Here is a 24,534-nt window from a genome sequence, read left to right on the forward strand (position 1 = left end):
CGGACTGTCAGCGCTCCCGGGGAGGCTCGTGGGCATGAACACCACCACCGTCCTGATCTCGGGCGCGAGCATCGGCGGCCCCGCCCTGGCCTTCTGGCTCAACCGCTACGGCTACCGCGTGACCGTGGTCGAGAGGGCCCCCGCCCTGCGCCTCGGGGGTCAGGCCGTCGACTTCAAGGGCGAGACACACCTCACGGTGCTGAGGCGCATGGGCATCCTGGAGGACGTGCGGCGGCTCCAGACCGGCGGGACCGACCAGGAGATCGTCGACGCGGACGGCCGGAGGCTGACGGTGATCCCCGGCGAGTTCACCGGCGGTGAGCTGGAGATCCGGCGCGGCGCGCTGTCCCGGCTGTTGTACGAGAGGACGGCCGCCGCCGGGTGTGAATACGTCTTCGGCGACTCCGTCACCTCGCTCACCGAGACCTCGGACGGTGTGCACGTCACGTTTGAGCGCGGCGCCCCGCGGACCTTCGACCTGGTGGTGGGCGCGGACGGCATCCACTCCAATGTCCGCCGCCTGGCCTTCGGCCCCGAATCCGACCATGTCCGCTTCCTCGGTCACTACTACGCCCTGGCCGATGTTCCCGAGCGTTTTGGGAACGTCGCGAAGATGTACAACGAGCCCGGCAGGATGGTCGCCCTCGGCGGCCCCGCGTCGCCCGTGTTCTTCGTCTTCGCCTCGCCGGAACTGGACTTCGACCGCTACGACGTCGAGGGGATGAAGCGGATCGTGATCGACGCGTTCGCGGGGATGGGCTGGCGTACCCCGGCCGCCATCGAGGCGGTACGGCACGCGGACGACCTCTATCTCGACTCGATCAGCCAGGTGCGGATCGACCGCTACGCCAAGGGGCGCGTGGTGCTGCTCGGCGACTCCGCCTACGGCAACACGCTGGGCGGATTCGGCACCGGCCTGGCCATGGTGGGCGCGTACGTGCTGGCCGGCGAGCTCGCGGCGGCCGGGGGAGACCATCGCGTCGCCTTCCGGCGCTATGAGGAGGGGTTCCGCGACTACACCAAGATCGCCAGGAACGGCAACGCGGGACCCTTCCTCGCCCCCGGCACGTGGGGGCGGATCCGGATGCGTAACCGGATCTTCAAGTACAGCCTTCCGCTGAGGGTCATGATGAGGATGACCAACAGGTTCGCCACCAACATCACTCTCAAGGACTATTCGTCTCCGGTGTCCCGCTGATCGTGGGATCGGCGAGACCGGAGACGCCGCCGCCGCGTCCTCGATCGCCTTGGACGCGCCCTTCGCCTGTTTCGCCGCGCCCCGGCGAGATCAACCCGGAGGGCTCCGCGTTATGGGTGTGCTCTTGTGGGCGGGGACGTCACGCCTCCGGCTGGTGGCGCTTCCTGTCGGCGTCCATCCCCATGAGCAGGGTGAGCGCGACGACGATGACGGACGACGAGACGATCCACCATGTCGGATCGGGGAGCAGCAGGGGGAGCGCGAGAACCGGGTGCCAGCCGAACAGCTTGGCCACGAAGGGCATCACACCCTCGTAGACGCCGACCAGCAGCACCACGGTTAAGATCGCGTCTTGCGACTTCGAATCCTTCATAACTGTTAATCGTGACCTGCCCACCGCCCTGCCGGTAGAGAGCAATGCCGATACCATGCCCACCTGGTATTGAACGGTTTGCCAATGCCGTTTCGCGGGGAATCGCTCAGATAGGGGCCGCGCAGAGCCTCGGCCGGGAGCCGTTCAGAGCCTCGGCACGACGTGGCCGTGGCGGAACACGCGTGCCGGGTCGTAGCGGTCCTTGAGCTCGACGAGACGGCGCAGCACCGGCTCCGGCCACGCGCGGGCGAGCTGGTCCGGAGCCAGCGCGGATCCCTGGAAGTTGAGCAGCGACCCTCCGGTCGACCAGGGGGCCAGGGCGTCGAGCACGGCCTGGCCGGTCGCCGGGATCACGGTCTCCAGCAGCTCCGGTACGGGGGCGCCGATGACCAGTACGGAGAAGGCCGCGTCGCGCCCGCCGACGGCGTTCGGCCGCTCCGGCGCACGGCCCAGCGCCCCGCCCAGCTGGCGCAGTTCCACGACGGCGAGGGGGACGTCGGCGGCCGGGCCGGCGACCGCCAGGATCGCCTCCACAGTCTCGGCGGTGAGCTCGCGCAGCAGGGTGCCGCGGTCCCAGGTCGGCATCGGCGTCACCGGGTCGTTGTGCACGGTGTCGAGCGCGGTGAACGGCAACCGCGCGACCGTGTCGAGGATCGGCTCGGCGGCGGCGCGCATCGGGGCGAGCAGGCCCTCCGCCTCCTGTGCCCCGCCCAGGTGGGTGAAGCGCAGGTGAACCACGAAGCGTCCCCGCAGCTGCGGCGGCAGCTCCGGCAGCGGCGGCAGGCGCAGCATCGCCACCGAGGTGCCGGTGGCCTCCGGCAGCGTGCCGGTCCAGCGCCGGTAGGCGTGCAGGACGGCGGCCGCGTCCTCGGCGCCGTAGTAGAGGCCGCCCCCGTACAGCGAGGTCACCGGGAACAGGTCGACCACCATGGAGGTGACCACGCCGAAGCTTCCCTTGCCGCCGCGCAGCGCCCAGAACAGGTCGGGTTCCCGCCGGGTGTCGGCCACCCGGACCAGCCCGTCCGCGGTCACCACGGTGATCTCCCGTACATGGTCGGCGGCGAAACCGAAGGCGCGTGAGATCGGGCCGATGCCGCCGCCCAGGGTGTAGCCCACCGCGCCCACACCGGATGCCGAGCCGCTCAGGGGCGCCAGGCCGTGCGGTGCCGTCGCGGCGATGACCTCGCCCCAGGTGCAGCCCGCGCCGATCCGCGCGCCACGGGTGGACGGGTCCACATGGACGTCACGCATCCTCGACGTGCTGATCAGCACCGCCCCGTCGGCGGGCTGAACCGCCCCGTGGCCGGTCGCCTGGACGGCGACGGGCAGGGAGTGGGTCGTCGCGAAGCGGATCGCGGCGGCGACGTCCTCGGCGCCGGTGGCGGCCACGACGACGGCGGGGTGGTGCCGGATGGCGAGGTTGAAGGCCGCGGCCTCCTCCTCGAAGCCGTGCTGTCCCGGTGACAGAACGGGGCCGGCCACCTGGCGGCGCAGGGCCTCCACCGCCATGCCGAAGCGGTCCGTTTCCGGGGAGACGGTACTCATGGATCTTCTCCTGTCGGTGAATCTGCCGGTGAATCTGTTCGCGAGGTCGTGGTGAGGGCCGGGGCGCCGTCGGGTGCGAGTGGCCCGGCCGCTCCTTTCTCGCAGACCGCGCTGGGAAACGGCTGCACAGTCACTGGTGACCGGCTGCAGGGACGGACGCTCGTGCGCCGCCCGGCGACGGTGAGCAGGGTACGGCCCGCCGCGCGCCTCCCCTCCGGCGGGGCCCGGGGCCGTCGGGGTGTCTCTCGTGCGAGGGCGCGGGGCTTTTCGGGGATCCCGTCGGGAAATACCCTTGCGAAGCATGATTGACGTGGAGCTGCGTGATTGGCGGCCCAGTGACGTCGGGGTCGTGATCGACGCGTTCAGGTCACCGGACGTGGCGGGGCAGGCGTCCCGGCCGATCGACACGGCTCAGGCGGCGCTGGAGTGGATGGGGCTGTGGGGTTTCCGCGACGACGCGCGGGCGTTCGCGGTGGTGGTGGGCGGCCGGGTGGTGGGGAACGTCGCGGTGAGCGACATCGACGCGCACGACACCGGCTGGGTGTCCTACTGGATCGTTCCGTACGCCCGGGGCCGTGGGGTGGCGGTGGCCGCGGCCGTGAAACTGGCGGAGTGGGCGTTCCGTGAGCGGGGGCTGTTCCGGCTGGAGCTGGGGCACCGGCTCAGCAATCTCGCCTCCTGCGCGGTGGCGACCAGGGCGGGGTTCGTGGCCGAGGGGGTCGAGCGGGCCAAGCTGAGCCACGACGGTGTCCGGTACGACGTCGAACGGCACGCCCGCCTGGCCACCGACTGATCCGGCCGATCCGCTGCCCCTGCCTCCCCGCCCGGCCGGGAGTGGGACGGCGGTTCAGTCGCTCAGCAGCAGGACGGACAGGAAGGCCGCTTTCGGGGTGTCGTCGGCGACGGCGTCGGCGAGCACGCTCCGGATCGCCTCGTAGGCGGCGGGGTCGGCATCCCGCAGCACCGCCGACCGCGACCAGATCAGCAGGTGCTCTCCCTCGGGCAGCCACGCCAGATCGGTCAGGCAGTCGTAGAGCGCGTCGAGGTTGTGCCCGAAGTAGTCGGGGAACCACAGGGCCACGGCGATCGCGGCCATGGCCTCGGCGGAGGTGGTGATCTGTGAACCGTCGATTCGGTGTGTGCGGGCGCCGACGTGCGCGGCCTCGGTGATCCGCGGGTCCTCTTCGAACGTTCCCCTGTGCACCGCCGGCTACCTCCGCACGTCGACGACGACGAAGGAGCGGTAGTGGTCGCCGGTGTAGTAGATCTCCCGGGTTCCGTCGCCGCTGATCAGCCGCCGCGCTCCCCGGTCGCGGCTGCCGGGGGTGGGCACCGTGTACTCCCGGTAGTAGCCCCGGTCCCGCGACGGCAGGCGGCCCTCCCGGTTCTGGAAGACCACGCCGTCGCGCGAGTAGGGGAAGGGGCCGCCGTTCACGACGAGCCGCCAGGTGACGGCGGCCTCGGCGGGCAGCTCGGACAGTGCCTTGACGGGCAGCGTGCGGGCTGTCCCCGCGCGGGGGCGCGGCGTACCGCCGGGTGCGGTGGGCGAGACGGGCGCGGTGGGTGAGACGCGGTGGGTGACGCTCGGCCCGGCGTTCTCCGTGGGCGAGGTGTGAGCCCGCACCGCCGTCTCGGCGGGCGCGCATCCGGCCAGCAGCAGCACGGCGGAGGCGAGCGCGACAATTCCCCGATGTATCACCTGGCCAAGCTACCTGGCTGCGAATCGGGAGAAACGGTGAGGTAGGTGTGGCGACCCGAAAGGATTGGACAAATATTGTCTGGTTGTCAGACAGTATGGGGATGAAGCTCGCCGTCGTGGGGGCCGCCGTGCTCTGGGGTACCGCAGGCACCGCGGGGTTGCTGGCCGCCGGGGTCGACCCGGTCTCCCTGGCCTCGGCCCGCCTGGTGGTCGGAGGGCTGGTGCTCGGGGCCGTCGCTGGACCGGCCCTGCGGCTGCTGCCCCGCAGGGGCCTGCTCGTCTCCGCCGCGGTCGCCGTGGCCGCGTACCAGCTCTGCTTCTTCGCGGCGGTCGGCCTGACCGGTGTGGCCGTCGGCACCGTGGTCGCCATCGGCAGCGGTCCCGTCTTCACCGGCCTGCTCTCCTGGCTGCTCGACGGCCACCCTCCCACCCGGCGCTGGGCCGGGGCGACCGCGGTGGCGATCGCGGGCTGTGCCGTGCTGACCGGTGGCGGAGGCGAGGTGCGGGTGGACGGTGTGCTGCTCGCGCTGCTCGGCGGCCTGCTCTACGCGTTCTACGCGGTGACGGCCGCCCGGGTGATCGGCGCCGGGGCCCCGTCCGACGCGGTGATGGGCGCGATGTTCGGCGGGGCCGCCGTCGTCATGTTCCCGGTCCTGCTCTGGACGGGCACCGCCTGGCTCACCGAGCCGCGCGGCCTGCTCACCGCCCTCTACCTCGGCTGCGCCACCACCGCGCTGGCCTACCTCCTGTACGGCAGGGGCCTGCGCACCACCCCCGTGGCGATCGCCGCCACCCTCGCCCTCGCCGAACCCGCGGTCGCCGCCCTGCTCGGCGTGGTGGTGCTCGGCGAGCGGCTCACGCCGGTCTCGGCCGGCGGGCTGGTGCTGCTCGGGGTGAGCCTGGTCGCGGTGGCCCTCCCGGAGCGCCGGGCGGCGGCGCTGGAGGCGCCGGCGTGACCGTCCCGATCCGTCCCGTCTCCGCCGTCGGCGCCCTCGCGGACGCCCTGCGCCGGCGGGTGCTCTCCGGTGAGATGGCGCCGGGCACCGCGCTGCCGGAACAGGAGCTCTCCGCCCTGTACGGCGTGGCCCGGCCGACCGTCAGGGAGGCGCTGGCCGTGCTGGTGCACGAGGGGCTGCTCAGGCGTGAACGGCACCGCAGCGCGCAGGTGGCCGAGGTGACCCCGGCGGACCTGGAGGACCTGATGTTCGTCCGGCGTCCGCTGGAGGATCTGATGGCGACCGCGCTCGCCGGGCGGCGGGTCGGGGAGGCCGACGGGGCGCTGGCGCGGATGGCCGCGCTGCCGGGGGACGCCGCCTGGTCCGACGTCGTGGCCGAGCACATGGCGCTGCACCAGGCGTTGATCGTGGCGGTGGGCAGTCCCCGTCTGGAGCGGCTCTACGCCGCGCTGGCCGCCGAGACCAGGCTCGGCCTGGTGCGGTTGCGGACCGTCTACCCCGACCGGGAGGTGCTGGTCGCCGAGCATCGGGACCTGCTCGACGCGATCGGCCGCGGACCGGTGGAGGACGCCAGGCGAGCCGTCGCCGCGCACCTCGATCACGGCTGGGGTGAGCGGCGGTCTCCGGCGGTCCGGCGCCGGAGCGGGGCGGGGGCCGCGGGTCCGCCGGAGCGCGGATAGCCCCGGGGCGCCTGCTCCGGGGTGGCCGTTGCCTGCGGAGTTGCGCGACTCTCTTGCCCCGGGTGCCGTGCAGTCGTCACAATCGCGGCCATGTACGGCAATTCAGCGCCGGACTCCTATGTATACGTGACCGAGGAAGGCGTGACCCGTCACCACGAGGACGGCAGCGTCGACGCTCTCGCGTGGGAGGACGTCGTCGAGGTGCGAGTGGTGGGCGGTAGAGACTCCGACATTCTCTACATTCTTCTCGATCGTGGCGGTCAGGGGTGTGTGGTGCCCGAGTCGGCGATCGACGCGGTCTTCCTCACTCGGCTCTGCTATTTGCCCGACTTCGATGCCGATCGGCTTGGCGCGGCGGTGGACGCCGCCGGTGACGGTTATGTCGTTGTCTGGCGGAGTCCCGACCCCCCGGCGTCTCTCCCGGATTTCGAATATGACTGACCCGCGACAAGTCGGTGAATTTATTCGGTCAAACGTACATGTTTGGACCGTTCCGTCAAGATGTTCGCTCTGTCCCGCTTAGGCCAGTAGTGGACAGTGGGGCGCTATTCCCCTGTTGAAAGGTGATCACTAGGATTTCCATGGGTATCCACGGTCCTGGTGTATTTCGGGAAAACTGTCAACCCTTGAAATAGGATGCGCGTCCCGTAGCTGTTAACGCTGGGGCATCTGGGTGGGGTGGTATGAAAGTGGGGACAGAGGAGCCCGCTGTTACGCTCCTCAACGGTTCGGTCAGGACGGCTCCAAGCATCTGGACCCGCTCCTACGCAAGGATTCTGCTGGCTGGAGATCTGGCCTGCGCGGTGGTCGCCTGTGAGTCGGTCCTCGGGGTCCGGCTCTGGTTCGGCGCCTTCATTCCCAGGACGGAGGCGCTGCTCGGGTTCGGCCTCGCCCTGGCGTGGCCGCTGTCGCTGGCGATCGGAGGCGCCTATCGCAAGCGTGCGCACGGTGAGGGGACGGAGGAGTTTCGGGCGGTTTTCGATGGCGGGGTCGGTTTGACGGCCGCTGTCGCAATTGGGGCTTATGCCACGCAAACGACGATTGCCCGTAGTTTCGTGATGGCGATGTTCCCCCTCGCCCTTGTTCTCACGATTTTTTTCCGCTACCGGATGCGTAAGCGGCTGCACCGCCGGCGCTCCCTCGGTGACTACATGCGGCAGGTGGTCGCCGTCGGGCACCGCGAGTCGGTGCTCGACCTGGTGCTGCAACTACGCAGACAGCCCCACCACGGCATGACCGTGGTCGCCGTGTGCCTGCCGTCGGGGCCCGAGGCGATGGACGTCGACGGGATCCCGGTCTACGGCGGCTTCACCGACGTCGCCGCGGTGGTGGCCAAGGTCGACGCCGACGCCGTCGCCATCCTGGCCTGCCCCGAGCTCGACGGCGTCGCGCTGCGCAGGATCGCCTGGGGCCTGGAGGACGCGCGCACCGACCTGTTCGTGGCGCCCGCCCTGATGGACGTGGCGGGCCCGCGCATCAGTATCCGCCCGGTGGCCGGGATGCCGCTGCTCCACGTCGAGCATCCCGAGTTCGACGGCGCCAAGCAGCTCGCCAAGAGCCTGTTCGACCGGGTCGCCGCCGGCTTCGCACTGCTGCTGCTGGCCCTGCCCATGCTGGTCATCACCGCGGCGATCCGCGCGACCAGTCCGGGACCGGCGCTGTTCCGCCAGGTCAGGGTGGGCAGGGGCGGTGTGGAGTTCAGGGTCCTGAAGTTCCGCACCATGGTCAACGACGCGGAACGGCTCAAACTCGACCTGCGGCGGCACAACGAGTTCAACGGCGTGCTCTTCAAGATGAAGAAGGATCCGAGGATCACCCGCGTCGGGACCTTCCTCCGCCGGTACTCCCTGGACGAGCTGCCGCAGCTGATCAACGTGATCCGGGGGGAGATGTCGCTCGTCGGGCCGAGACCGCCGCTGCCCGACGAGGTCGCGCAGTACGGCGCCGACGTGCGCCGCCGCCTGGTCGTCAAGCCGGGCATGACCGGCCTCTGGCAGGTCAGCGGTCGCTCCGACCTGAGCTGGGAGGAGTCGGTCCGCCTGGACCTGCGCTACGTCGAAAACTGGTCGCTCTTTCTGGACCTGCAGATCCTCTGGAAGACCTGGAGCGCCGTCACCGGCGGAGAAGGGGCCTACTAGCAGTGAAAGCTCTCGTGCTCGCGGGCGGATCGGGCACCCGGCTACGGCCGATCACCCACACCTCCGCCAAACAGCTCGTCCCGGTGGCCAACAAGCCCGTGCTCTTCTACGGGCTGGAGGCCATCGCGGCCGCCGGGATCAGCGAGATAGGGATCGTCGTCGGCGACACGCAGGCCGAGATCGAGGCGGCCGTGGGCGACGGCTCCGCGCTCGGCCTGCGGGTCACCTACCTGCGCCAGCGGGCCCCGCTCGGGCTCGCCCACGCGGTGCTGATCGCCCGCGACTACCTCGGCGACGACGACTTCGTCATGTATCTCGGTGACAACTTCATCCTCGGCGGCATCGGCGACCTGGTGGACCGGTTCGTCCGCGACCGGCCGGCCGCCCAGATCATGCTCACCCGGGTCGGCGACCCCCGGCAGTTCGGCGTCGCCGAGCTCGACGCCGGTGGGCGGGTGATCGGGCTGGAGGAGAAGCCGGCCAACCCCAAGAGCGACCTCGCCCTCGTCGGCGTCTACCTGTTCACCCCGGCGATCCACGAGGCCGTGGCCGAGCTCAAGCCGTCGTGGCGGGGCGAGCTGGAGATCACCGACGCGCTCCAGTGGCTGATCGAGCAGGGGCACTGGGTCGAGTCCACCGTCATCTCCGGCTACTGGAAGGACACCGGGAACGTCACCGACATGCTTGAGGTCAACCGGCTGGTCCTGGAGTCCCTGGACGGCCGGATCGACGGCCGGGTGGACGACGCCAGCGAGCTGATCGGCCGGGTGGTCGTCGAGGCGGGCGGCGTGGTGCGCAGGTCCCGCATCGTCGGTCCGGCGATCATCGGCGCCGGGGCCCGGGTGGTGGACAGCTACATCGGTCCCTTCACCTCGATCGCGGCCGACTGCGTGGTCAGCGGCAGCGAGATCGAGTACTCGATCGTGCTGCCCAGGGCCTCGATCTCCGGGGTGTCCCGCATCGAGGCGTCGCTGATCGGCCACGACGTCGAGGTCACCCCGGCACCCAACACCCCCAGAGCCCACCGTCTCGTGCTGGGCGATCACAGCAAGGTGCAGATCAGTTCATGAAGGTCCTGGCTGTCGGCTGTGCCGGGTTCATCCACCCCCGGCACGCCGCCGAACCTCCTCTGGACCGGTCCATTCCGGGGGGACGCGCGATCGTCCACGGCCCGCCGGTGTCCATCACGCGCCGCGGCGGCACCCGCCACGGTCCCTACCAGTGTCCGGAGAAGATGATTCCTCCCTTCGTCGTCAACCCGCTTCCCAGAGCCGGAGGCCACGTCGCCGGCCGGCGCTCCGCCGTCCGGCTCGCCGCCGGGCGCGCGCTCGCCGGCACCCGGGGTGGGGAGGTCCGATGAGCCGGTGGCTGGTCACCGGGGCCTCGGGCATGCTCGCGACCGAGTTGCTGGCCCACCTGGCGGCGGCCGGGGAGCCGGTCGTCGCGCTCCGCAGGGACGACCTCGACCTGTGCGACGGGCCCGCCGTACGTGAACGGGTAGCTGCGCACCGGCCGGAGATCGTGGTGAACTGCGCGGCGTGGACGGCGGTGGACGACGCCGAGGCGCGCGAGGACGAGGCGCTCGCCGTCAACGGGCACGGGACGCGGACGCTGGCCGAGGCGTGTGAGCGGGCCGGCGCGCGGATGATCCAGCCCTCCACCGACTACGTCTTCGACGGGACCGCGCTGGACCCCTACCGGGAGGACGCGCCGACCTCGCCGGTCAACGCCTACGGGCGGACCAAGCTCGCCGGCGAGCGCGCCGTGCTGGAGGTGCTGCCCCGCACCGGCTACGTGGTGCGGACCGCCTGGCTGTACGGCGCGACCGGCAGGAGCTTCGTCCGCACGATCGCCGCGGCCGAGAGGACCAGGCCGGTCCTGGAGGTCGTCGAGGACCAGGTCGGCCAGCCCACCTGGGCGGGCGACCTGGCTGGCTGGATCGTCGCGCTGGGGCGGTCCGCGCCTCCGGCGGGTGTCTACCACGCCACCGCCTCCGGCCAGACGAGCTGGTACGACTTCGCCAGGGAGATCTTCAGCCTGGTCGGCGCCGACCCGGACCGGATCACCCCGGTCTCCTCCAAGGACTTTCAGCGGCCCGCGCCGCGCCCGGCTTACAGCGTGCTGGGGCACGACCGCTGGAACCGGGCGGGGCTGCCGGCGTTGCGCGACTGGCGAGAGGCGTTACGGGAATCCGATGTGCTCGTCAGCGACTAGGCGTGGAGGGGGCGCGTTCCGGCGTGGCCGGGTGGTGACCGGACGGGGTGAGATCGCCGCGGTCGCGCCGGGCGAGGCTCTCGTAGTGGGCGAGGCACGCGCGGTGGTCGGGCAGCAGGCCCGCGGCCAGGGCCTCCTGGAGGGTGGGGGCGGCGGCGTCCTTGTCCGACAGGATCGGCTCCAGACCGGCGGGCCAGTCGATCCCGATGGCCGGGTCCAGCGGGTGGACCTCGTGTTCGCGTCCGGGGGCGTAGGGCCGCGAGCACAGGTAGACGATCGTCGCCGACTCGCTCAGCGCCATGAAGGCGTGGCCGATCCCCTCGGCGACGTAGAGGCCGCGGCGGGACTCGTCGTCCAGGCGCACGGCCTCCCAGCGGCCGAACGTGGGCGAGCCGGCGCGGATGTCCACCACCACGTCGAGGACGGCCCCCGAGACGCACGTGACGTACTTGGCCTGGCCGGGGGGCACGTCCGCGAAGTGGATGCCCCGCAGGACGCCACGCCGGGAGACCGAGCAGTTGACCTGGGCGAGGTCCATCGGATGCCCGGTGGACTCCCGCAGGTCGGCCGCGCGGTAGCTCTCCAGGAACGCGCCGCGTGGATCGGTGTGGACACGCGGGGTGTGGCACCAGGTTCCGTCGATGCTGAGGGGTTCCATGGGGCGAAGCATGCCACAGCGGGCGGTTGTAACACCCCCGAAAGATCAGGCGAAATCCTAGGGTTCGAAGGCGATGAAATGATCTTGATGGATACCGGCGGAGCCGCGGCGCGCGGCGAGGGAGCGTAGTGATGACAATCTGCCGGCTGTGTGGTTCGACGAGCCTCGCCAGCGTCGTCGACCTTGGGGCGACACCCCCCTGTGAACGGTTTCTCACCGCCGAACAGCTCGACGAGCCCGAGGTCACCTACCCGCTGCACCTGAGGGTGTGCACCGGCTGCGGGCTGGCGCAGATCCCGCCGTTGATCACTCCGGAGGACACCTTCACCGAGTACGCCTACTTCTCGTCCTACTCGACGTCGTGGGTGGAGCACGCGAGGCGGTTCGTGCACGGCGCGGTCGACCGGCTGGGGCTGGACGACGGCTCGTTCGTGGTCGAGGTGGCCAGCAACGACGGCTACCTGCTCGGGCACGTGGTCGACCTGGGCATCCGGTGCCTCGGCGTCGAGCCGTCCAGGAACGTCGGCCAGGCGGCCAGGGAGCGGGGCGTGCCGACCGTCACCGCGTTCCTCGGCCCCGAGACGGGCGCCGGGGTGCGTGCGGAGCACGGGCCCGCCGACCTGGTGGTGGCCAACAACGTCTACGCCCACATCCCCGACGTCGTCGGGTTCACCAGGGGACTGCGGGCGCTCGTGGCCGACGACGGCTGGGTCTCCGTCGAGGTCCAGCACCTGCTGACGCTGATGGAGCACAACCAGTACGACACGATCTACCACGAGCACTTCCAGTACTACACGGTCGCCTCCGCGCAGCGCGCCCTGGCCTCCGGCGGCCTGTCCCTGGTGGACGTCGAGCCGCTGCCCACACACGGAGGATCGATCCGCCTGTGGGCGCGGCCCGAGGAGGCGGCGGGCGAGCCCGGCGAGCGGGTGGCCGAGGTGCTCGCCGCCGAGAAGGCGGCGGGCCTGCACGAGCTGTCGGGATACGCCGAGTTCGCCGCGCGGGTGGCCCGGGTACGGCGGGACCTGCTGAGGTTCCTCGTCGAGGCCGCCGAACAGGGGAAGACCGTGGTCGGCTACGGCGCGCCCGGCAAGGGCAACACGCTGCTCAACCACTGCGGGATCCGCGCCGACCTGCTCCGGTACACGGTGGACCGCAACCCCTACAAGCACGGCAGGTTCACCCCCGGCACCCGGATCCCGATCCTGCCGCCCGAGCGGATCGCCGAGGACCGGCCCGACTACGTGCTGGTCCTGCCCTGGAACCTCCGTGAGGAGCTCACCGGCCAGCTGTCCTTCGTCCACGACTGGGGAGGCCGGCTGGTCTTCCCGATTCCCAGCCTGGAGATCGTCGAGGTGAACCCGTGAAGGTCGTTCTCTTCTGCGGTGGATACGGAACGCGGATGCGCAGCGGCACCCCGGGTGACGTGCCCAAGCCCATGCAGCTCGTGGGGCCCCGGCCGCTGATCTGGCATGTGATGCGGTACTACGCCCACTTCGGGCACACCGAGTTCGTCCTCTGCCTCGGGTACGGCGCGCACCACATCAAGGACTTCTTCCTCAACTACCAGGAGGCCACCTCCAACGACTTCGTGCTGCGCGGCGGTGAGATCGAGCTGCTCTCCACCGACATCTCCGACTGGTCGATCTCGTTCGTGCAGACCGGGATCGAGTCGCCGATCGGCGAGCGGCTCCGCCGGGTCCGCGACCACCTCGACGGCGACGAGATGTTCCTGGCGAACTACGCCGACGTGCTCACCGACGCGCCGCTCCCGGAGATCGTCGACCGCTTCGCCGCGTCCGGCGCCGGCGCCTCCATGATGGTCGTCCCGCCGTCGGACACCTTCCACTGCATCGAGCTCGGCGAGCGCGGGATGGTCGGCGGGATCACGCCGGTCAGCCAGATGCCGCTCTGGGTCAACGGCGGGTACTTCGTGCTCCGCCAGGAGGTCTTCGACCACATCCCGCCGGGCGGCGACCTCGTCGCGGACGGCTGCGCCGAGCTCGCCAAGCGCGGCAGGATGCTCGCCTACCCGCACCGGGGGTACTGGCGGCCGACCGACACCGTCCGGGAGCGGATCGCCCTGGACGAGGCGTACTCGCGCGGCGACCGGCCGTGGGCGCTCTGGGAGCGCGAACCGGCGGGGCGGGCGTGATCGGGTTCAGGCCGGGGGAGGTGCGCCGGATCGCGCTGCTCGCCGCGCACTGCGACGACATCGCCATCGGCGCGGGCGGCACCCTGCTCACCGCCTGCGGCGGGCGTCCCGGCGTCCGGGTGGACGCGCTGGTGCTCTCCGGCGGCGGCACCGAGCGGGAGGACGAGGAGCACGCGGCGCTGACGGCCTTCTGCCCCGGCGCCGACCTGCGGCTCACCGTGCTGAAGCTGCCCGACGGGCGGCTGCCCTCCCACTGGGAGGAGGCCAAGACCGCCGTGGAGGAGCTGCGGGCGCGGACCGAGCCCGACCTGCTGTTCGCCCCGCACCCCGCGGACGCCCACCAGGACCACCGGGGCCTGGCGAAGCTGGTGCCCACGGCCTTCCGCGACCACCAGGTGCTCGGCTACGAGATCGTCAAGTGGGACGGCGACCTCGGACGGCCGTCGGCCTACCAGCCGCTCACGCCCGAGGTGGCCGAGGCGAAGGTGGCCCTGCTCCAGCGGCACTACCCCTCACAACGGCGACGTCCCTGGTACGACCGCGAGGCGTTCCTCGGACTGGCCCGCATCCGCGGTATCGAGTGCCACTCGCGCTACGCGGAGGCGTTCCACACAAACAAGCTGACTCTCGATCTGACTGGAGGATGAACCGGATGCGCGTGCTGCTGACCGGGCACCAGGGGTACCTGGGAAGTGTGATGGCCCCGGCGCTCACCGGAGCGGGCCACGAGGTGATCGGCCTGGACTCCGGGCTGTTCGCCGACTGCCTCCTGGGGCCCGCGCCCGACGACCCGGCCGGTCACCCGGTCGATCTGCGGGACGTCACCGCCGCCGAACTGGCCGGCGTGGACGCCGTGGTGCACCTGGCCGCACTGTCGAACGACCCGCTCGGCTCGCTGGCGCCCGAGCTGACCTATGACATCAACCACCACGCCTCGGTACGGCTGGCAAGGCTGGCCCGCGAGGCGGGTGTGCGGCGTTTCCTGTACGCCTCCACCTGCTCGGTCTACGGCGCCTCGGGCGGCGACGACCTGGTCGGGGAGGACGCGCCGCTCCGTCCGGTGACCCCCTACGCCGAGTCCAAGGTCCGGGTCGAGGCCGACCTGGCCGATCTGGCCGACGACGACTTCACCCCGGTGTTCCTGCGCAACGCCACCGCGTTCGGGTTCTCGCCCCGGCTCCGCGCGGACATCGTGCTGAACAACCTGGTGGGGCACGCGCTGCTCTCGGGCGAGGTGCGGGTGCTGTCGGACGGCACCCCGTGGCGCCCGCTGGTCCACGCCGAGGACATCGCCGGGGCCTTCGTCCACGCGCTGGCCGCCCCCCGGGACGCCGTGCACGCCAGGGCGTTCAACGTCGGCACCGAACAGAACAACGTGACCGTCGCGGAGATCGCGGCCGAGGTCGTCGAGGCGGTGCCCGGCGCCGAACTGGTGATCACCGGTGAGGCCGGCGCCGACCCGCGCTCCTACCGGGTGGACTTCTCCCGCATCCGGGCCGCGCTCCCCGGCTACCAGGCGCGCTGGACCGTCAAGGCGGGCGCGGTCGAGCTGGTGGAGACCTACGGGCGGCTGGGGCTGACCGAGCACGACTTCCAGCACCGCTTCACCAGGCTCGCGCGGCTGGCCGCCCGGCGCGCGGCCGGCACCGTCGACGACTCGCTACGACCGTCCGGGGCGGTCACCAGTGACGGTTGAGGCCGAGGGGCGTGAGATGCACGCCCTGGTCAAGCGGCTCTACCCCATCTGCCGGAGCATCACAGGCGACGGGGTCCGCCGCACGCTGGACGTAGTCGGGGAGTCGGTGCCGCTGGAGATCAGCGAGGTGCCGACGGGGACGGAGGTCCTCGACTGGACGGTTCCCCGGGAGTGGAACATCCGCGACGCCTACATCAAGGACGCCTCGGGCGCCCGGGTGGTCGACTTCGCCGAGTCCAACCTCCACGTGGTCGGCTACAGCGTCCCGGTGTCGGCCACCATGACCCTGGACGAGCTGCGCGGGCACCTGCACACGCTGCCCGGCCAGCCCGGCCTGATCCCGTACCGGACCAGCTACTATGCGGAGACCTGGGGCTTCTGCCTGCGGGAGAAGACCCTGGCGGCCCTGGGCGACGGCCCCTACGAGGTCCTGATCGACTCGACCCTGGCCGACGGTCACCTGACCTACGGCGAGTACGTCGTGCCGGGCCGGGTCGCCGACGAGGTGCTCGTCTCCTGCCACGTCTGCCACCCCTCGCTGGCCAACGACAACCTGGCGGGCATCGCGGTGGCGACCCGGCTCGCGCGCCGGCTGGCCGAGACCGCCCCGTGGTACACCTACCGCTTCCTGTTCGTGCCGGGCACCATCGGCGCGATCACCTGGCTGGCGCGTAACCGGGAGCGCGTCGAACAGGTCAAGCACGGCCTCGTCCTGGCCTGCGCCGGCGACAGCGGCGTGCTGACCTACAAGCGCAGCAGGCAGGGGAACGCCGAGATCGACAGGGTGGTCCGGTACGTCCTGCGGAGCTCGGGGCGTGACCACGAGATCGTCGACTTCTCCCCGTACGGCTACGACGAGCGGCAGTTCTGCTCGCCCGGCTTCAACCTGCCGGTCGGCTCCCTTACCAGGACGCCGTACGCCGGCTACCCGGAGTATCACACCTCCGCCGACAATCCGGACTTCGTCTCGCCGGAGGCGATGGCGGACACCCTGGAGACCTGCTGGGAGGTCACCCGGGTGCTGGAGCGCAACCGCCACTACCTCAACCTCAGCCCGTACGGCGAGCCGCAGCTCGGCAGGAGAGGTCTGTACGGCTCGCTGGGCGGGCGCAGCGACACCAGGCAGACACAGATGGCGATGTTGTGGGTGCTGAACCTCTCCGACGGGGAACACAGCCTCCTCGACATCGCAGAACGGTCCCACCTGCCCTTCGCCGCCGTGGCGGACGCGGCACAGGCCCTGCGTGGTGCAGGACTCGTCAAGGAGTGGAGATGACACGGTCGCAGACCGTCACCGGGTCCGCGGTGCTCAACCTGCGGGTGGGGGAGACGGTGGAGGTGCTCAGCGAGGCCGAGATCATGGCCACGCTGGACGAGAGGGGGGAGCTGGAGGAGCTGCCCTTCATGCCGGAGATGCTGGCCTTCTGCGGGCGGCGGCTCACCGTGCACAAGGTGGCGTACAAGCTCTGCGACACCATCAGCCGCAGCGGCATGCGGAGGATGGAGCGCGCCGTGCACCTCACCGGCGCGCGGTGTGACGGGCAGGCGCACGGCGGGTGTCAGACGGCCTGCCTGATGTACTGGAAGGAGGCCTGGCTCAAACGGGTGGACCCCGGCGCCCCCCCGCCGTCCGGCCCGCCACCGGGTACCCGTTCCGACGCGCGGTCCAACGCGCGGTCCAACGGCCTGGCCGCCGGCCGTCCCCTCCTGCCCGTTCTCCAGACGGCCGCCAGGAAGGAGCCCGACTCCGACGGGGAGGAGCGCTTCTCCTGCCAGGCGACAGAGCTGCTGCGGGCCGCGCCCACCTGCCTGCCGCTCAAGGACGTCCGGCAGTACGTCACGGACGTGCGGACCGGCAACGCGAGCGTGTTCTTCACGCTCCGCGCGCTCCTGGTCGGGCTGTTCAACCGTTTTCAGGAGCGGAGCAGGCGGCTGCCGCGCCCGCTGCGGATCAAGGGCGGCCTGAAGTGGGGCTTCGTCCAGGGGCGGCTCGACGGCAGGACGCCGAGCGTGACGCTCGACCTCCAGCCCGGAGAGCTCGTCCGGATCAAGTCCAAGGAGGAGATCCTCAAGACGCTCAACCAGGACCTGCTCAACCGCGGGATGGGGTTCGAGGAGGAGATGTCGCGTTACTGCGGGCAGACGGCGCGGGTGCTCTCGCGGGTCGACCGCTGTATCGACGAGAAGACCGGGCGCATGCTCCGGATGAAGAGCTCCTGCATCATCCTGGACGGCATCGTCTGCGCGGGCGCGTACAGCGCCGGCTGCCCCCGGCAGTTCCTGCCGTTCTGGCGGGAGATCTGGCTTGAGCGGGTCAAGGAACCCGCCTGATCGGACCGGGACGCCGAGGCGGTGGCGGCGATGGCGACGGGCGATGGCGGCGACGGTCCGGCGGGTGACCGGTGAAGGGTAAGACATGGAACACACAGAGGGCGCCGGACCGGCGACGGTGGACGCGGAGTCCGGCCGGTCGGGCACGGCCGCCTCCCAGGCGGGGGAGATCGGCCGTCAGGCCGGTCGCGGGCTGCGCTGGAGCGTGCTGGGCAACCTGGTGCTCAAGGCCGGTTCGTTCGCGATGAGCCTGGTCCTCGCCCGGCTGCTGGTGCCGGAGGACTTCGGTGTCTACGCCATCGCGCTGTCGGCGAGCCAGTTCGTCATCTACATCAACGACGCCGGCATCATCTCCGCCACCGTGCAGTGGCGGGGCAGGCTGGAGGACATGGCCCCCACGGCGACGGTCGTGGCCATCTCGTCGAGCGTCGCCCTGTACGGGGTGTTCTGGATCATCGCACCGTACTTCGCGGCCATGTCGGGCAGCGAGAGCGCCACCGGGGTGATCCGGGTGCTCACCGCCGTCAACCTCGTCTACGGGATGACGGCGGTGCGCAGCGCCGCGCTGCTGCGCAGGTTCGAGCAGGACAAGCTCACCAAGGCCAACATGGTGGGCTTCCTGGTGACCGCCCCGGTCTCCATCACCCTCGCGGCCAACGGCGCCGGGGCCTACAGCTTCGCCTGCGGCCAGCTCTGCGGCGCCGTGGTCACCGGTGTGCTGGTGGTCGTCTTCGCCAGGGTCAGGATCGGCTTCGGCCTCGACCGGGCCACCGCCAAAAAGCTGCTCGTCTTCGGGCTGCCGCTCTGCGCCAGCCTGGGCATCGAGGGGGTGCTGCTCAACGCCGACGCCGTCATCGTCGGTGACGCCCTCGGCCTCACCATGCTCGGCTACTACCTGCTGGCCTTCAACATCTCCAGCTGGCTGCCCGGCCTCGTCGGCACCGCCGTGCGCTACGTCGCGCTGCCCGGCTTCTCCCGGCTGGCCGAGGAGGACAGGGACTCGCTGTCGAGGGGGGTGCAGCAGGCGGTGCCGCTGCTGGTCTCCGTGGTCCTGCCCATCGCCGTCCTGCTGGGGACGCTCGCGCCGGCGGTGGTGGTGTTCCTGTACGGCGAGCGCTGGCGGCCCTCCGCCGAGGTGCTGACCTTCCTGGCGATCGTCATGGTCGTGCGGATGCTGACCGCCCTGGCGTTCGACATCCTGGCCGCGATGGGCGCCACCAGGTCCACCATGTGGCTGAACCTCGGCTGGGCGGTGGCGCTGGTGCCCGCGCTGATGGCCGGCGCCCGCCTCGGAGGCATCCGCGGTGCCGCGATCGCGCACGCGACGATCGGCCTCCTGATCGCGCTGCCGCTGGCGGCGCTGGCACTGCACAGGGCGGGCGTGGTCCTGGCCCCGATCGCCGCGGCGGTGGCGCGTCCGCTGCTCGGCGGCGCGCTCTCCGCGGTCGTCACCGCGGGACTGGCCCGGCTCACCCACGGAGCCCCGTTCGTCCAGCTGGCCGTCGCGGGCGGCACGGGGCTGCTCGTCTACGTCCTGGTCGTGGTGCCGCAGGCCGTACTCAGACAGCTGGGCGGCCGGGTGACCGAGTTGATTCCCGCACGTTCACGCTGACCCGACAAGGAGATTGGATGCTTGACTCCGACACGCTGGTGTCGATCGGACTTCCCGTGCGCAACGGCGCCGCGAGGCTGGAGGGCGTGGTCAGGTCGGTGCTGGCCCAGGACCACGGCGACATCGAGCTGGTGATCTGCGACAACGCCTCCACGGACGGCACCGAGGAGATCTGCAGGGAGCTGGCGCGCTCCGACGGCCGGATCGTCTACCGGCGGCATCCGGAGAACATCGGGCTGCTCAACAACTTCAGGTACGCCGGTGATCTCGCGAGGGGGACGTTCTTCCGCTGGATCGGCGACGACGACCGTCTGGAGCCCGGCTACGTCTCCCGTTCGCTGCAGGCGTTCGCCGAGGACGAGCGGCTCATCCTGGTCACCACCCAGATGTCCTACACCAACCCCGACGGGACGGTTCAGACCAGCGTCTACCAGAGCACCGCCCTGCTCTCCGGCGACCCCGTCGACCGGTTCGCCGAGATGCTCCGGGTGCTCAACGAGAACCACCTGATGATCGACCCGCTGTACGGTCTCATGCGCCGTGCCCCGGTGATGAGCATCCCCCGGCGCAACATGCTCCGGGAGGACGAGGTGTTCGCGACCAAGCTCGCGCTGGCCGGGCCGTGGGCCCACGTGCCCGAGGTGCTCGCCCACCGCCACTGGAAGCACGAGCGCATCACGACGGTGGGCCACCGCCTCGGCGTGCCCTCCTGGCAGGCGCACTTCTCCTCGACCCTGCAGTATCTGGAGATCCTGCGCTGGCTGCGCGACGCCGACCTCGGCCTCAGCGAGGACCAGCGGCGCCGCGCGCGCGCCGCCGCGCACCGGATGTACGCCCGCCGTCAGCGGCGGACCGCGTCACGGCGCGGTCGCAAGCTCGTACGGCTGGCCACCGGGATGCTCCTGCCGGGGCGCCCCTCCAAGGGCTCTCCGGCCGGCAGCTGATCATGAACCACCCCGTACGTGTCAGTCTCGTATGTCGCACACAGGAAGAGCCCTCAGGATGACCACCGTTTTTTCCAACAGCGTGGTGGACGACGACACCCGGCGCGGTCTGCTCTACGAGGGGAAGGTGTTCGTCTACTCCGCGACGCCGGCCTCCAGGGACCTCGTCGACTTCGCCCGCGAGCTGATCGCCGAGGCGTTCGGCGACCGCGACCCGGAGACCGCCCAGTTCGACATGCCGGTCGAGGAGTTCGCGGCGCTGCTGGCCGATCTCAAGCCCCGGTTCATCCACCACCCGGAGTGCAAGAAGCTGCTGCCCGCCGTACTGGAGGAGCTCGGCTGCGGGCTCGACCGGACCTACTTCGACGTCCCCCGGCTGCGCACCTCCACTTCCAACGACTATCTCACCTCCGGCATCTCCTACGCCTTCCACCCGCACCGCGACTGCTGGTACTCCGCGCCGTTCAACCAGATCAACTGGTGGATCCCGATCTACGCGGTGGTCCCGGAGAACGTGATGGCCTTCCACCCCGGATACTTCGACCGGCCGGTGCGCAACGGCAGCGCGCGTTACGACTACGCCGAGTGGAACCGGACCAGCAGGCTCACCGCGGCCCGGCACCTGCGCGGCGACACCAGGGAGCAGCCCAGGCCCGAGGAGCCGGTCGAGCTCGACCCGCAGGTCCGGGTCGTGCCCGAGCCCGGCGGGGTGATGCTGTTCTCCGGCGCGCAACTGCACTCGACGGTCCCCAACACCTCGGGCAGGACCCGTTTCAGCATCGACTTCCGCACGGTGAACCTCGACGACGTCCGGGCGCGCCGGGGCGCGGTGAACGTGGACGCGGCGTGCACCGGGACCACCCTGCGCGACTTCGTGCGCTGCGCCGACCTCGACCCCATGCCCGAGGAGCTGGCGGGCGAGTACGAGGCCGAGGCCCTGGCGCGGCTGGGCTGACGCCCTCCGGCCCCCGCACTCCGCCGGCCCCGCACTCCATGGCGCGGGGCCGCACCTCGAAAACAGGGATTCCGGCGAGGCCGCCGCCGCCGCCCGCGCCCGGTGGCGCGGGGCCGCGGGCTACGGCGCGGGGCGCACCGCCGCGCGCCTCCGGGACAGCCTGGCCCGTGCGGCACCGTGGAGTTCGGGCCAGCTCCGGTACCGCTGGAACGGGAGCTCGAAGACCGCCGCGAACAGCCGCGCGGTGAGCAGGGCCGCCGGTACGGCCAGCGCGAGGACGGCCAGGAACGCCGGCAGCCCGGCGGCCACCCGCGGGGCGACGACCAGCTGGTATATCGCCACCACGATCGGGGCGTGCACCAGGTAGAGCGTGTAGGAGAAGGAGCCCAGGCTCCGGATCGGCCGCAGGTCGAGCAGCCGCACCAGGGGCGCCGGTCGGCCCGTCGCCACCGCCGCCAGCAGCAGGGCCACCGAGGGGCCGAGCGCGATGTCGATCCAGAAGTAGTTCCCCACCGTCCAGACGGAGCCCTGTACGGCGATCACCGCGAACACCGGGACGGCGGCGAGCGGCGCGGCCCAGTGCCAGGGCAGCCGCCGTACCCGCTCCCCGGCGCCGAGCACACCGGCGGCGACCACGCCCAGCGCGAACAGCACGGCGAACTGGGGGGTCAGCCGGATCAGCAGGTGCACCAGGGGCACACCGGGGGCGAGCAGGCCGATCGCCGCCACGACCACGGTGACGGCCCCGAGCATCACGGGCGCGCCCGCCCTGCGCAGGATCAGCAGCAGCAGCGGGAAGGCGAGGTAGAGCTGTGCCTCGACGGCGATGGACCAGAAGGCCCCGTTGGGGCTCGGCGCGCCGAAGAGGTCCTGGAGCAGCAGGCCGTAGACGGCCACCGACTTGACCGTGGGCGGCGCCTCACCCGGCTGGCCGACCAGGGTCCAGGCGACCACCAGGCTGAACGCCAGGGCCGCCCAGTAGGGGGGGAGGATGCGCCAGGCGCGGCGCCGGGCGAAGCGCCTCACGCCGCCCAGCCGCCACCGCGACCTGGCGGGGGACACCGCCAGCGAGAAGCCCGACAGCACGATGAACACGACCACCGCGAAGTGCCCGTAGAGCAGCCAGTGGAGCCAGCCGGGACCGGTGGCGGCCGGATAGCCGGGAAAGGAGAGCAGCCAGCAGTGGTGGACCATGACGAAAAGGGCGGCCACGCCGCGGATTCCGTCCAGTCCCGCCAGCCTGCCACGTGGTTCCCCCGGTGGCGTCGACGGGGGAGTGTTCGTGGGACGATCCAGGACATCCTCACCAGAGGAATCCATCTGTTCAACCCCCGTCTTGGGCCGACGCCGGGCCCTTATATCTGCCATATTTTGGCCTATCGACGGGTCTATCGCTGTATGGTCGCCAGACGTAACATGCCGGAGAGGAGATACCGGCGGTATCTTCTCCCGGCCCGACGATGTAACCGATGTAACGGCAGGCGGGCGCCTGTCGATTGGTAACTGTATTGTCTCGGGGGTTTTGCTGTGCCCCGGCATGAATAGGGGGCGGAGGCGCATGGACTTCTGGAAGACCATTTTCGGCCTCGTCAGGCGGAGAGCGATAGGGCCCCCTCTGGGCGCTCTCGGACTCGCCGCCGCGGCCCTGGTCTTCTTCCTCGTGCCGACCTACTACGTGTCGACCGCGTCCATGGTGCTGACCACCCCGGCGACGGGGGGGACGCTCTCCACCGACCCCACCAGGCCGATCGGGCTGACCAACCCACTGCTGCAGTTCAGTGACGGGCTCCGCGTCACGGCGGGCATCCTCATCCTCTCCATGAACACCCCCGAGGTGCTGGCCGAGCTGGGGGTGGCGGAGAACGGCACCACCAAGGTCACCGTCAACGACGGCCGTACCAACCCGGACCTGCTGGGCATCAGCACCAACGGCCCGTTCGTCTACGTGGAGGTGGAGGGCCGGGACGCCGCCGAGGCCCAGAGCGTCGTGCTGCGGGCCAAGGAGCGCATCCGCAAGGAACTGGCCGACCGCCAGCAGGCGCTCAGGGCGCCCCGCTCCACCTTCATCTCGATCGTCGACGTGGTGCCCTCCTCCGTCCCCACCGCCAAGATGTCCGGCAAGCTGATGGCCGCCGGCGGGGCGCTCTTCCTCGTGCTCCTCGTCGGCCTGGGCATCGCCTACAGCCTGGCCTACCGGCGGGCGGACGGACGGCCGGGCGACCACGCCGGGCCTCCGGAGGCCGAGGAGAGGCGCGGCGACCCGGGCGACGGCGACGTGGTGGCCGGGCCCGAGGGCGCCGCCCCTCCGGCTCCGGCCGGAAAAGGACCGTTCCAAGACGACTCGGCGGAGCTCATCGTGGTGGTGGAGGACGACGACGAGGAGTCGTTCGCGCACGGCGGTGACCACGGGGCGGACACCGTCGTGTTCATGCGCGCCGGTGGGCGGGACGAGCCCGAGAAGTGACCGGCGGGCGGGACGAGTGCCGGAGAGCGAAGGCGGCGGCCCACGGACCACGGGTCCCGACCGGCCGCCGGATGTCGGAGTAACACCCCGCCCGGGTGCGGGCGATGACCATTGGCGGGTTCGGGCCCGGCTGCCCGCCGTACGGCTGGGGGGAGGAAACTCATGGACTTCTGGGGGACGGTCGTCGTCCTGTTCCGGCGTTGGTACGTCGTCGTGCCGGCGTTCGCGCTCTCCCTCGCCGCCGCGGCGGGCGTCTACTCGACGGTGCCCACGACCTACACGTCGGGCGCGGTCCTCGTCCTGACCACGCCGACCACCGGCGGCAGCCTGCCGACCAACCCGCGCATCCCCAACGGCCTGACCAATCCGCTGCTCAACTTCGACCGAGGGCTGAACGTCTCGGCCTCGATCCTCATCGCGGTGATGGGGACGCCGGACATGGCGGCCGAGCTCGGCGCGGTGGAGGGCGGTGACACCTCCTACGCGGTCACCAACGGCGGCAGCAACCTGGAGTCGCTGGCCACGGGGCCGTACCTCTTCATCGAGGGCGAGAGTTCGTCGCCGCAGGCCGCGCGGGACATCGTGACGCGGATCATCGCCCGGGCCAAGCTTGAGCTGGTCAACCGTCAGAGGGCGGTGAAGGCGCCTCCGGCGACCTACATCACCACCTACGAGGCGGTGCCGCCGACCGTCGCGCTGCCGCAGCGCGGCAAGAAGCTGCGCGCCGTCGCCACGGCGGTGGGCATCGGCGTCGCGGCGGGTATCTGCGCGGCCTTCGCCGCCGAGAGCTTCCTCCAGTCCCGCAAGGCCCGGCGCGGTGCCGTCAGGCGCCGGGGCGCGGAGGAGACGCCGCCGGCGCCGGAGCCCGCACTCAACGGCCGGTCGCCGGCCGACAGTCCGGCTGTGAGGCGCTGAC

The 24,534-nt window shown here is 71.2% G+C and carries 26 protein-coding genes; 20 read left to right on the forward strand and 6 right to left on the reverse strand.

What is annotated here, in order from left to right; all coding sequences use genetic code 11:
• Window positions 1–34: 34 nt before the first annotated feature.
• On the forward strand, window positions 35–1,198 hold the full coding sequence (locus ACWEF2_RS07035; RefSeq protein WP_453812668.1) for an FAD-dependent monooxygenase: 1,164 nt from the start codon (window positions 35–37) through the stop codon (window positions 1,196–1,198).
• A 139-nt stretch (window positions 1,199–1,337) separates the two neighbouring features.
• Here the strand turns inward: ACWEF2_RS07035 and ACWEF2_RS07040 are convergent, their stop codons facing one another.
• Both ACWEF2_RS07040 and ACWEF2_RS07045 read right to left on the reverse strand, forming a co-directional pair.
• Window positions 1,338–1,571 (reverse strand): hypothetical protein, encoded by a 234-nt coding sequence (locus ACWEF2_RS07040; RefSeq protein WP_453812669.1) that lies wholly within the window; start codon window positions 1,569–1,571, stop codon window positions 1,338–1,340.
• Window positions 1,572–1,715: 144 nt separating this feature from the next.
• Complete coding sequence (locus tag ACWEF2_RS07045) at window positions 1,716–3,116, reverse strand: FAD-binding oxidoreductase (RefSeq protein ID WP_453812671.1); 1,401 nt, start codon at window positions 3,114–3,116, stop codon at window positions 1,716–1,718.
• A gap of 301 nt (window positions 3,117–3,417) precedes the next feature.
• Between ACWEF2_RS07045 and ACWEF2_RS07050 the strand changes: the two genes are divergently transcribed.
• Window positions 3,418–3,909 (forward strand): GNAT family N-acetyltransferase, encoded by a 492-nt coding sequence (locus ACWEF2_RS07050; protein WP_453812940.1) that lies wholly within the window; start codon window positions 3,418–3,420, stop codon window positions 3,907–3,909.
• A gap of 54 nt (window positions 3,910–3,963) precedes the next feature.
• On the opposite strand, the gene ACWEF2_RS07055 is transcribed toward ACWEF2_RS07050, so the two are convergent.
• Window positions 3,964–4,320: a barstar family protein gene (locus tag ACWEF2_RS07055; RefSeq protein WP_453812673.1), complete on the reverse strand. Its 357-nt coding sequence runs from the start codon at window positions 4,318–4,320 to the stop codon at window positions 3,964–3,966.
• Between the two features lie 6 nt (window positions 4,321–4,326).
• On the reverse strand, window positions 4,327–4,815 hold the full coding sequence (locus ACWEF2_RS07060) for a ribonuclease domain-containing protein (protein ID WP_453812675.1): 489 nt from the start codon (window positions 4,813–4,815) through the stop codon (window positions 4,327–4,329).
• A 101-nt stretch (window positions 4,816–4,916) separates the two neighbouring features.
• Here ACWEF2_RS07060 and ACWEF2_RS07065 point away from each other — a divergent pair, with 101 nt between their 5' ends.
• The 7 genes from ACWEF2_RS07065 to rfbD all read left to right on the forward strand — a co-directional run bounded on the left by ACWEF2_RS07065 (window position 4,917) and on the right by rfbD (window position 10,803).
• Window positions 4,917–5,771, forward strand: coding sequence for a DMT family transporter (locus tag ACWEF2_RS07065; RefSeq protein WP_453812677.1), 855 nt, complete (start codon window positions 4,917–4,919; stop codon window positions 5,769–5,771).
• Entirely contained in the window at window positions 5,768–6,451 is a 684-nt protein-coding gene (locus ACWEF2_RS07070; RefSeq protein WP_453812678.1) for a GntR family transcriptional regulator, read from the forward strand. The genes ACWEF2_RS07065 and ACWEF2_RS07070 overlap by 4 nt, the downstream gene beginning before the upstream one ends.
• Before the next feature lie 126 nt (window positions 6,452–6,577).
• Entirely contained in the window at window positions 6,578–6,892 is a 315-nt protein-coding gene (locus ACWEF2_RS07075) for a hypothetical protein (RefSeq protein ID WP_453812680.1), read from the forward strand.
• Between the two features lie 242 nt (window positions 6,893–7,134).
• Window positions 7,135–8,589: a sugar transferase gene (locus ACWEF2_RS07080; RefSeq protein ID WP_453812682.1), complete on the forward strand. Its 1,455-nt coding sequence runs from the start codon at window positions 7,135–7,137 to the stop codon at window positions 8,587–8,589.
• Between the two features lie 2 nt (window positions 8,590–8,591).
• A complete protein-coding gene (locus tag ACWEF2_RS07085) occupies window positions 8,592–9,659 on the forward strand; it encodes a glucose-1-phosphate thymidylyltransferase (RefSeq protein ID WP_453812684.1) in 1,068 nt (355 codons plus the stop codon).
• Window positions 9,656–9,949 (forward strand): hypothetical protein, encoded by a 294-nt coding sequence (locus ACWEF2_RS07090; protein WP_453812685.1) that lies wholly within the window; start codon window positions 9,656–9,658, stop codon window positions 9,947–9,949. The genes ACWEF2_RS07085 and ACWEF2_RS07090 overlap by 4 nt, the downstream gene beginning before the upstream one ends.
• Window positions 9,946–10,803 (forward strand): dTDP-4-dehydrorhamnose reductase, encoded by an 858-nt coding sequence (gene rfbD, locus ACWEF2_RS07095; RefSeq protein ID WP_453812687.1) that lies wholly within the window; start codon window positions 9,946–9,948, stop codon window positions 10,801–10,803. Before ACWEF2_RS07090 ends, rfbD begins: the two co-directional genes overlap by 4 nt.
• On the opposite strand, the gene rfbC is transcribed toward rfbD, so the two are convergent.
• A complete protein-coding gene (gene rfbC, locus ACWEF2_RS07100) occupies window positions 10,793–11,461 on the reverse strand; it encodes a dTDP-4-dehydrorhamnose 3,5-epimerase (RefSeq protein WP_453812688.1) in 669 nt (222 codons plus the stop codon). The two genes, rfbD and rfbC, sit on opposite strands and share 11 nt — an antisense overlap.
• Window positions 11,462–11,592: 131 nt before the next feature.
• Here rfbC and ACWEF2_RS07105 point away from each other — a divergent pair, with 131 nt between their 5' ends.
• The 9 genes from ACWEF2_RS07105 to ACWEF2_RS07145 all read left to right on the forward strand — a co-directional run bounded on the left by ACWEF2_RS07105 (window position 11,593) and on the right by ACWEF2_RS07145 (window position 21,154).
• Complete coding sequence (locus ACWEF2_RS07105) at window positions 11,593–12,828, forward strand: methyltransferase domain-containing protein (protein ID WP_453812690.1); 1,236 nt, start codon at window positions 11,593–11,595, stop codon at window positions 12,826–12,828.
• On the forward strand, window positions 12,825–13,616 hold the full coding sequence (locus ACWEF2_RS07110) for a sugar phosphate nucleotidyltransferase (protein ID WP_453812692.1): 792 nt from the start codon (window positions 12,825–12,827) through the stop codon (window positions 13,614–13,616). Before ACWEF2_RS07105 ends, ACWEF2_RS07110 begins: the two co-directional genes overlap by 4 nt.
• Window positions 13,613–14,263: a PIG-L deacetylase family protein gene (locus tag ACWEF2_RS07115; RefSeq protein ID WP_453812694.1), complete on the forward strand. Its 651-nt coding sequence runs from the start codon at window positions 13,613–13,615 to the stop codon at window positions 14,261–14,263. Before ACWEF2_RS07110 ends, ACWEF2_RS07115 begins: the two co-directional genes overlap by 4 nt.
• A 5-nt stretch (window positions 14,264–14,268) precedes the next feature.
• Window positions 14,269–15,312, forward strand: coding sequence for an NAD-dependent epimerase/dehydratase family protein (locus tag ACWEF2_RS07120; protein ID WP_453812696.1), 1,044 nt, complete (start codon window positions 14,269–14,271; stop codon window positions 15,310–15,312).
• Window positions 15,302–16,588: a DUF4910 domain-containing protein gene (locus tag ACWEF2_RS07125; protein WP_453812698.1), complete on the forward strand. Its 1,287-nt coding sequence runs from the start codon at window positions 15,302–15,304 to the stop codon at window positions 16,586–16,588. The genes ACWEF2_RS07120 and ACWEF2_RS07125 overlap by 11 nt, the downstream gene beginning before the upstream one ends.
• Entirely contained in the window at window positions 16,585–17,643 is a 1,059-nt protein-coding gene (locus ACWEF2_RS07130; protein WP_453812700.1) for a hypothetical protein, read from the forward strand. Before ACWEF2_RS07125 ends, ACWEF2_RS07130 begins: the two co-directional genes overlap by 4 nt.
• A gap of 85 nt (window positions 17,644–17,728) precedes the next feature.
• Window positions 17,729–19,255, forward strand: a complete 1,527-nt coding sequence (locus ACWEF2_RS07135; RefSeq protein WP_453812701.1) for an oligosaccharide flippase family protein — start codon at window positions 17,729–17,731, stop codon at window positions 19,253–19,255.
• A 17-nt stretch (window positions 19,256–19,272) separates the two neighbouring features.
• Complete coding sequence (locus ACWEF2_RS07140) at window positions 19,273–20,199, forward strand: glycosyltransferase family 2 protein (protein WP_453812703.1); 927 nt, start codon at window positions 19,273–19,275, stop codon at window positions 20,197–20,199.
• Between the two features lie 58 nt (window positions 20,200–20,257).
• Window positions 20,258–21,154 (forward strand): hypothetical protein, encoded by an 897-nt coding sequence (locus ACWEF2_RS07145; RefSeq protein ID WP_453812704.1) that lies wholly within the window; start codon window positions 20,258–20,260, stop codon window positions 21,152–21,154.
• 120 nt (window positions 21,155–21,274) lie between these two features.
• On the opposite strand, the gene ACWEF2_RS07150 is transcribed toward ACWEF2_RS07145, so the two are convergent.
• Window positions 21,275–22,366 carry an acyltransferase family protein gene (locus tag ACWEF2_RS07150; RefSeq protein ID WP_453812706.1) on the reverse strand — a complete coding sequence of 364 codons (1,092 nt, stop codon included), beginning with the start codon at window positions 22,364–22,366 and terminating at the stop codon, window positions 21,275–21,277.
• Between the two features lie 346 nt (window positions 22,367–22,712).
• Between ACWEF2_RS07150 and ACWEF2_RS07155 the strand changes: the two genes are divergently transcribed.
• Entirely contained in the window at window positions 22,713–23,618 is a 906-nt protein-coding gene (locus tag ACWEF2_RS07155) for a hypothetical protein (protein WP_453812708.1), read from the forward strand.
• A gap of 162 nt (window positions 23,619–23,780) precedes the next feature.
• A complete protein-coding gene (locus ACWEF2_RS07160; protein WP_453812710.1) occupies window positions 23,781–24,533 on the forward strand; it encodes a hypothetical protein in 753 nt (250 codons plus the stop codon).
• Window position 24,534: the final 1 nt, after the last annotated feature.

This window comes from Streptosporangium sp. NPDC004631 (assembly GCF_053601935.1).

Excerpts from the sequence above, each read along its gene's own strand:
- ACWEF2_RS07035 (WP_453812668.1), top strand. The coding sequence starts at position 35 with ATGAACACCACCACCGTCCTGATCTCGGGCGCGAGCATCGGCGGCCCC.
- ACWEF2_RS07040 (WP_453812669.1), bottom strand. The coding sequence starts at position 1,571 with ATGAAGGATTCGAAGTCGCAAGACGCGATCTTAACCGTGGTGCTGCTG.
- ACWEF2_RS07045 (WP_453812671.1), bottom strand. The coding sequence starts at position 3,116 with ATGAGTACCGTCTCCCCGGAAACGGACCGCTTCGGCATGGCGGTGGAG.
- ACWEF2_RS07050 (WP_453812940.1), top strand. The coding sequence starts at position 3,418 with ATGATTGACGTGGAGCTGCGTGATTGGCGGCCCAGTGACGTCGGGGTC.
- ACWEF2_RS07065 (WP_453812677.1), top strand. The coding sequence starts at position 4,917 with ATGAAGCTCGCCGTCGTGGGGGCCGCCGTGCTCTGGGGTACCGCAGGC.
- ACWEF2_RS07080 (WP_453812682.1), top strand. The coding sequence starts at position 7,135 with ATGAAAGTGGGGACAGAGGAGCCCGCTGTTACGCTCCTCAACGGTTCG.
- ACWEF2_RS07090 (WP_453812685.1), top strand. The coding sequence starts at position 9,656 with ATGAAGGTCCTGGCTGTCGGCTGTGCCGGGTTCATCCACCCCCGGCAC.
- rfbD (WP_453812687.1), top strand. The coding sequence starts at position 9,946 with ATGAGCCGGTGGCTGGTCACCGGGGCCTCGGGCATGCTCGCGACCGAG.
- rfbC (WP_453812688.1), bottom strand. The coding sequence starts at position 11,461 with ATGGAACCCCTCAGCATCGACGGAACCTGGTGCCACACCCCGCGTGTC.
- ACWEF2_RS07105 (WP_453812690.1), top strand. The coding sequence starts at position 11,593 with ATGACAATCTGCCGGCTGTGTGGTTCGACGAGCCTCGCCAGCGTCGTC.
- ACWEF2_RS07120 (WP_453812696.1), top strand. The coding sequence starts at position 14,269 with ATGCGCGTGCTGCTGACCGGGCACCAGGGGTACCTGGGAAGTGTGATG.
- ACWEF2_RS07130 (WP_453812700.1), top strand. The coding sequence starts at position 16,585 with ATGACACGGTCGCAGACCGTCACCGGGTCCGCGGTGCTCAACCTGCGG.
- ACWEF2_RS07135 (WP_453812701.1), top strand. The coding sequence starts at position 17,729 with ATGGAACACACAGAGGGCGCCGGACCGGCGACGGTGGACGCGGAGTCC.
- ACWEF2_RS07140 (WP_453812703.1), top strand. The coding sequence starts at position 19,273 with ATGCTTGACTCCGACACGCTGGTGTCGATCGGACTTCCCGTGCGCAAC.
- ACWEF2_RS07145 (WP_453812704.1), top strand. The coding sequence starts at position 20,258 with ATGACCACCGTTTTTTCCAACAGCGTGGTGGACGACGACACCCGGCGC.
- ACWEF2_RS07155 (WP_453812708.1), top strand. The coding sequence starts at position 22,713 with ATGGACTTCTGGAAGACCATTTTCGGCCTCGTCAGGCGGAGAGCGATA.
- ACWEF2_RS07160 (WP_453812710.1), top strand. The coding sequence starts at position 23,781 with ATGGACTTCTGGGGGACGGTCGTCGTCCTGTTCCGGCGTTGGTACGTC.